Source organism: Mesorhizobium sp. M7A.F.Ca.CA.004.06.1.1, assembly GCF_003999135.1.
Taxonomy (GTDB): domain Bacteria; phylum Pseudomonadota; class Alphaproteobacteria; order Rhizobiales; family Rhizobiaceae; genus Mesorhizobium.
On sequence record NZ_RZPQ01000444.1, the window covers coordinates 1 to 4,909 of the forward strand.

The 4,909-nt window shown below is 63.3% G+C and carries 7 protein-coding genes; all 7 read right to left on the reverse strand.

What is annotated here, in order from left to right; all coding sequences use genetic code 11:
* A partial coding sequence (locus tag EN906_RS22925) for an MFS transporter (protein WP_127375392.1) occupies window positions 1–1,102 on the reverse strand: 1,102 nt, incomplete at its 3' end.
* A gap of 211 nt (window positions 1,103–1,313) precedes the next feature.
* The gene (locus tag EN906_RS22930; protein WP_023810132.1) at window positions 1,314–1,793 is read right to left on the reverse strand and encodes a DUF992 domain-containing protein; all 480 of its coding nucleotides are present in this window, start codon (window positions 1,791–1,793) and stop codon (window positions 1,314–1,316) included.
* A gap of 93 nt (window positions 1,794–1,886) precedes the next feature.
* Window positions 1,887–2,363 (reverse strand): DUF992 domain-containing protein, encoded by a 477-nt coding sequence (locus EN906_RS22935; RefSeq protein WP_127267751.1) that lies wholly within the window; start codon window positions 2,361–2,363, stop codon window positions 1,887–1,889.
* A 208-nt stretch (window positions 2,364–2,571) separates the two neighbouring features.
* Window positions 2,572–3,414: a tetratricopeptide repeat protein gene (locus EN906_RS22940; protein WP_127267752.1), complete on the reverse strand. Its 843-nt coding sequence runs from the start codon at window positions 3,412–3,414 to the stop codon at window positions 2,572–2,574.
* Between the two features lie 138 nt (window positions 3,415–3,552).
* Window positions 3,553–3,831 (reverse strand): 30S ribosomal protein S21, encoded by a 279-nt coding sequence (rpsU, locus tag EN906_RS22945; protein ID WP_023810129.1) that lies wholly within the window; start codon window positions 3,829–3,831, stop codon window positions 3,553–3,555.
* A 201-nt stretch (window positions 3,832–4,032) separates the two neighbouring features.
* Window positions 4,033–4,419, reverse strand: coding sequence for an SET domain-containing protein-lysine N-methyltransferase (locus EN906_RS22950; protein ID WP_127267753.1), 387 nt, complete (start codon window positions 4,417–4,419; stop codon window positions 4,033–4,035).
* 109 nt (window positions 4,420–4,528) lie between these two features.
* Window positions 4,529–4,909 (reverse strand): SDR family oxidoreductase (locus tag EN906_RS22955; RefSeq protein ID WP_127375393.1); only part of this gene is annotated, 381 nt, incomplete at its 5' end.

A 4,909-nucleotide genomic window follows, 5' to 3' on the forward strand; every position in this document is an offset into this window, starting at 1 on the left:
GGACGGAGCCCAGGGGTATCGCATACGCAAAGCCGGCGATGCCGGCCGCGATCATCACTGCGCCGCCGACGATGATCAGCCGCTCGCGCTGCGGCGGCGCGTTGGCGACCAGGATCGAGAGGATCGACCAGGCTATCGATTCGGCGGCGATGATGTAGCCGGTGGTCAGCAGCGGAATGTCGTGAAGGCTGGTCAGCAACAGCGGTCCGTAGACGCCGAAGGAACAGGTCGCCACCGAAAAGGCGGCAACCATGGTCATGCCGGCGCCGACCGGCGTGCGCCATGAGAACAGCCGCGCCGGGAACAGCCGCGAACGCGGCTTCAGCGCGTCGATGGTGAAGAACAGCACCAGGCCGATGAGGCCGAAGGCCATCAGCAGCGAAGAGCGCAGCAAGGCGATGTCGACGCCGGCCGAGGCGATCAACACCACGGCGACGGCAAGGCAGCCAAGGGCCGCGAACGGGAAGGGCGGCGCCTTACCCGTGCTCGTCTTGGGTTTCGTCGCCTGCGGCGTGTCGAGCACGAGGAAGCTTGCCAGCGCCATGGCGGCGCCGCCGAGTGTGAAGATGCCGAAGGCCCAGCGCCATGACAACAGCTCGGTCATGATCGCGCCGAGCAATGGTCCGCTGAAGGCGGCGACGCCCCAGATCGCCGACATGATGCCGAAAAGCTGCGGCCAGATGGCGCGCGAGAACAGTCGTTCGACCGAGACGAAGGCCAGCGACACCAGCGCACCGCCGCCAAGTCCTTCGATCAGGCGGCCGGCGAGGAACAGTTGCATGGAAGGCGAGGTGGCGCATATCAGCGCGCCTGTTGCGTAGAGCAGCGCGGCGACCACCATGTTGGTGCGCAAGGGGACATAACTCACCAGTCGTCCGGCGGCCGCGCCGGCAACGATGGCGCCGAGTTCGTAGATCGCCAGCGACCAGCCGACGAGCTGTACGCCCGCCAGTTCGCCGACCATGGCCGGCATCACCGTTGCCACCATCGTTTCGTTGGTGGCGTGCAGCAGGATGCCGAGGCTGATGAAGCAGAAGCGCGCCAGGTCGCCGCTTGCCCACAATACGCGCCAGTCGACCCTGTTCGTGCTGATCTCGGTCATTTCCACCCCCGTCTTGCATATCTCGACGCCAGCGCAGGACGCCAGAAGCCAGTACGGGTTTCCGGCAGGACCATGCGGATCGACAGCGCTGGATCGAGGCGTTGTTGCGCTCGGGGCAGGCTTGTAAAACCTCAACCGGGGTTGAGCTCAAGCGTTTTTTTGAGGGCCGTTCGCGCGGATGCCCCTTCGGTTGGCGGGCTTCGTTGCGCGATCAATTCTCGGTGCTGCGCAGCTGGAATTGGCTGACGCCGATCGCGAGGTTCATGCCGGTCTGCGTCTGCAAGCTGAGCGGCTGCAAGGTGAAGGCCTGAGAGGAGCCGCCGACCAGCAGATTGGCGCCGGCGCCGACGGCGGCCGTCACCTCCGCGCTGGCGCCGATATAGTCGCCGGCCAGCGCACCCGGCGCATAGATGTTCTTCAGCGGCGTCAGCACGATCCACTGCATGACCGTCTGCTTCGTCGTGCCGATGTCGAGGCCGTATTTGTTGACGGCGCCGAAATAGGCTTCCGGCGCGAAGCTTTTGTCGGCGGGGTTGAAGGTGCAGCTCAGATCCTTGCTCGAGCCGAAGATGAAGCCGGTGCCGCCGCCTATGGCGCAGTCAAGCGTACCGACTTCCATGCCTCGGTCCTGCGCCTGCACCGCTCCGGATAGCGTCGTGAACATGGCGGCAGCTATGGCTGTCTTCAGCATGATGGTTCCCCCCCAAAATCAAACGGCGCGAAACCATCCTATCTGGTTCCGCGCCGCGGGGTGAGGGGTCATGGAGCGCACGGCTCCATGCAATCACTTGAATGAGTGGATCAGCTGGAGCGAGGTCACGGCCACGGCAAGGTTGACGCCGGTCTGCGCCTGGACGCTGAGCGGCTCCAGCATGACGGCGCTGTCCAGGCCGCCAACCAGCAGATTGGCGCCGCCGCCGGTCACCACGCTCGCCTCGGCGTTGACACCGTAGTAGCTGCCGGCGAGATCGCCTCCGTCACGATCCCGGGTCGCGGCCAGCACGGCCCAGACGAGCTGGCCCTGATGCGTCTGGCCGACATCGAGGCCGATCTTGGAGATGATGCCTGTGTAAATCTCGGACGGCCCGTGATGATGAGGCCGGAAGACACAGGACACGCCCTTGTTGGAAGCGACGATATAAGCGGTGCCGCCGTCGATGGTGCAATCGAGCGTGCCGAGTTGCAGCTTGCCGGCGCTGGCCGGAGCCACCGCGAACATCGTCGTGGCGAGGGCAGCGGCGCAGGCGAGTTTCTTGATCATGGGAGGGTCCTTTCGCAAAATACTTTCAACAACGGCTTGGGTGGGTAGACCGTTCCGCTGAAAACTTGGCGCGATCAAGGCAGGGGCCGAAAGCCTCCTGCCTGGGTTAATGCCCGGTTGCGAAGTGCGTCCTTTAGGACACGCAAAGGATCCCGCGGCACTTGGATGTCACGCGGATTCGTATGGGAAGCGCTTGCCGAAACCGAGATCAGCTGACGCGGGCGAGGCCATCCTTGGCCGGCTGGTAGGTAGGGTCGAGGCGAACGGCTTCCTTATAGGATTTCGCGGCCTTCGCCTTGTCGCCGCGCCGCTCATAGATCAGCGCCTGGTTGGACCAGGCCTCGGCATTCCTGCCGTCGAGCTTGATCGCCATGTTGAAATCGGAAAAGGCGTTGTCCTCGTCGTTGGTCGCCAGATAGGAGAGGCCGCGGCCGTTGTAGGGCTCGGCGGCGTCCGGCGCCAGCGAGATGGCGGTCGAGAAGTCCTCGATGGCGAATTTGTGCTGGCCCTGGCTCTGATAGATCAGGCCTCGATTGTGGTAGGCGCGCGCGTCGGTCGTATCGAGCTGGATTGCCTTCTGGAAGTCGTTGAAGGCGTCCTGGGTGCGACCCGCCTTGCGGTAGAGATTGCCGCGGCCGATATAGGCGGCGTCGTAGTTGCCGTTGATCTGGATCGAACGGTTGTAGTCCGCGAGCGCGGCTTCCTGATTGCCGAGGAAGCGCTGGATCAGCGCGCGATTCGAATAGGCCTGGAAGAAATTCGGGTTGAGCTGGATGGCTTGATTGAAATCCTTGAGCGCCGCTTGGTACTGGCCGCCACGACCATAGGCCGAGCCGCGCACATTGTAGCCTTCGGGATCCTGGGGATTGCGCTGGATGACCGCCGACAGCGAAGAAATGTTCTCGCTCGACCCTTGCGCCTTGTCGATGTTGTTGAATTCACCGGTCGGGCCCGCCGTTTGGCAGCCGGCAAGCGCCAGTCCGGAGAGCAGGGCCGCTGTCAGGGCGAAACCACGCAATGCAGTCCCGCGCTCCACGCTCGTTGCGTTCATGTCTGCCCTGTCCTCACTTCAAGCCGCGTCGTTCAGGTCCGGCTCCCCCTCCGGACCGGTCACATCAAAACAAAAAGGTGGCGGCGATTCCACATCGCGCCACCTCTGATATCCTTCGAAAAGGACGAAAAATTGGCGTTAGAACCGCGGCGGACGCGGAGCGCCACCTGCACCGCCGGCGGCGCCAGCAGCGACCGGGCGCGGCGTCATCGGCAGCAGGCCTTCGCGCTGGGCGCGCTTGCGGGCCAGCTTGCGGGCGCGGCGGACAGCTTCAGCCTTTTCACGGGCGCGCTTCTCGGACGGCTTCTCGTAGTGACCGCGCATCTTCATTTCGCGGAAAATGCCTTCGCGCTGCATCTTCTTCTTGAGAGCGCGAAGCGCCTGATCAACGTTATTGTCGCGGACGAGTACCTGCACGGGCAATCCTGTCTTTCGGGTTTGATATCAACAGGCAAGCGGCCATAGCCACTAGCCTCCGCGGCGGTTTACACCACGAATTGGGGCGGCTGATACCAGAATCATGCCGCGCTGTCCACAGCGGAAATGATTTTGCGGGGCCAGCCGCCGTCTGTTTGCCCTTGGACAAGTGTGCCACTTGCCCTTGAGATAAGGAGCCGACTAGGCCCTCGCGAGGTGCAGCAGCTCGAAATCCTCGAAGAACTCGCCGTAGTCGCAGGTGATCTCCTCGCCCACGGCGATGTCGCGGGTCGCCGTGGCTCCGCCATATTGCGAAAAATCCGTATTCGGATTGCTGGAATGGTTCATGAAGCGGCCATTGTCGACTTCATAGACCATGAAACCCGGCCGGTCCGGGCTCGGATAGGCATAGCGGTCGAGCAGTTCTCTGAGATGCGGGGGTGCCGTCTCGTATTTGTCCATGGGGATCAGCCGGTCGAAATCCGGATCGAGCCGCCAGATCGAAGCGCCTTTCCTGATCGGCTCCGCGGCGAACACGCCGACGCCTTCGATCGCACTCGCAGTCACATAGGTTCTGATCAGCATCATGGTTCCAGACCCGCTTTTGGACAGAAACGGAATCGCCAAATCGCGGCGAGAAATCAAGACCGGACGTCTGCCTGGCGGCTATGAACATGCATCCGGCCGCGAAAAGCCTTCACGTCCGATTGATCGACACGCCGCCATCGGCAAACAGAGCCGCTCCGGTGGTGAAGCTCGAGGCGTCGGAGGCGAGATAGAGCGCGGAACGGGCAATCTCCTCCGGCATTGCGATACGCTTCAAAGCATGCAGGCCTTCGACGAAGGCTCTTGATTCCGGGGTCTTGAAGGTTGCCGCCGGCGTGTCTGTGCCGCCGGGCAGCAGCGCGTTGACCCGCACGCCTTTCGGGCCGTATTCGGCGGCAAGCACCTGTGTCAGTCCGATCAGGCCGGCCTTGCTCGCGGCATAGCTTGTCATGCCCGGCATGCCGACTGTGTGGCCGACGAAGGTGGAAGTGAAGATCAGCGAACCACCGCCACGCTCGATCATTGCCGGCAC

Coding starts and splice junctions, on each gene's coding strand:
- EN906_RS22930 (WP_023810132.1), bottom strand. CDS start 1,793: ATGCTGAAGACAGCCATAGCTGCCGCCATGTTCACGACGCTATCCGGA.
- EN906_RS22935 (WP_127267751.1), bottom strand. CDS start 2,363: ATGATCAAGAAACTCGCCTGCGCCGCTGCCCTCGCCACGACGATGTTC.
- EN906_RS22940 (WP_127267752.1), bottom strand. CDS start 3,414: ATGAACGCAACGAGCGTGGAGCGCGGGACTGCATTGCGTGGTTTCGCC.
- EN906_RS22950 (WP_127267753.1), bottom strand. CDS start 4,419: ATGATGCTGATCAGAACCTATGTGACTGCGAGTGCGATCGAAGGCGTC.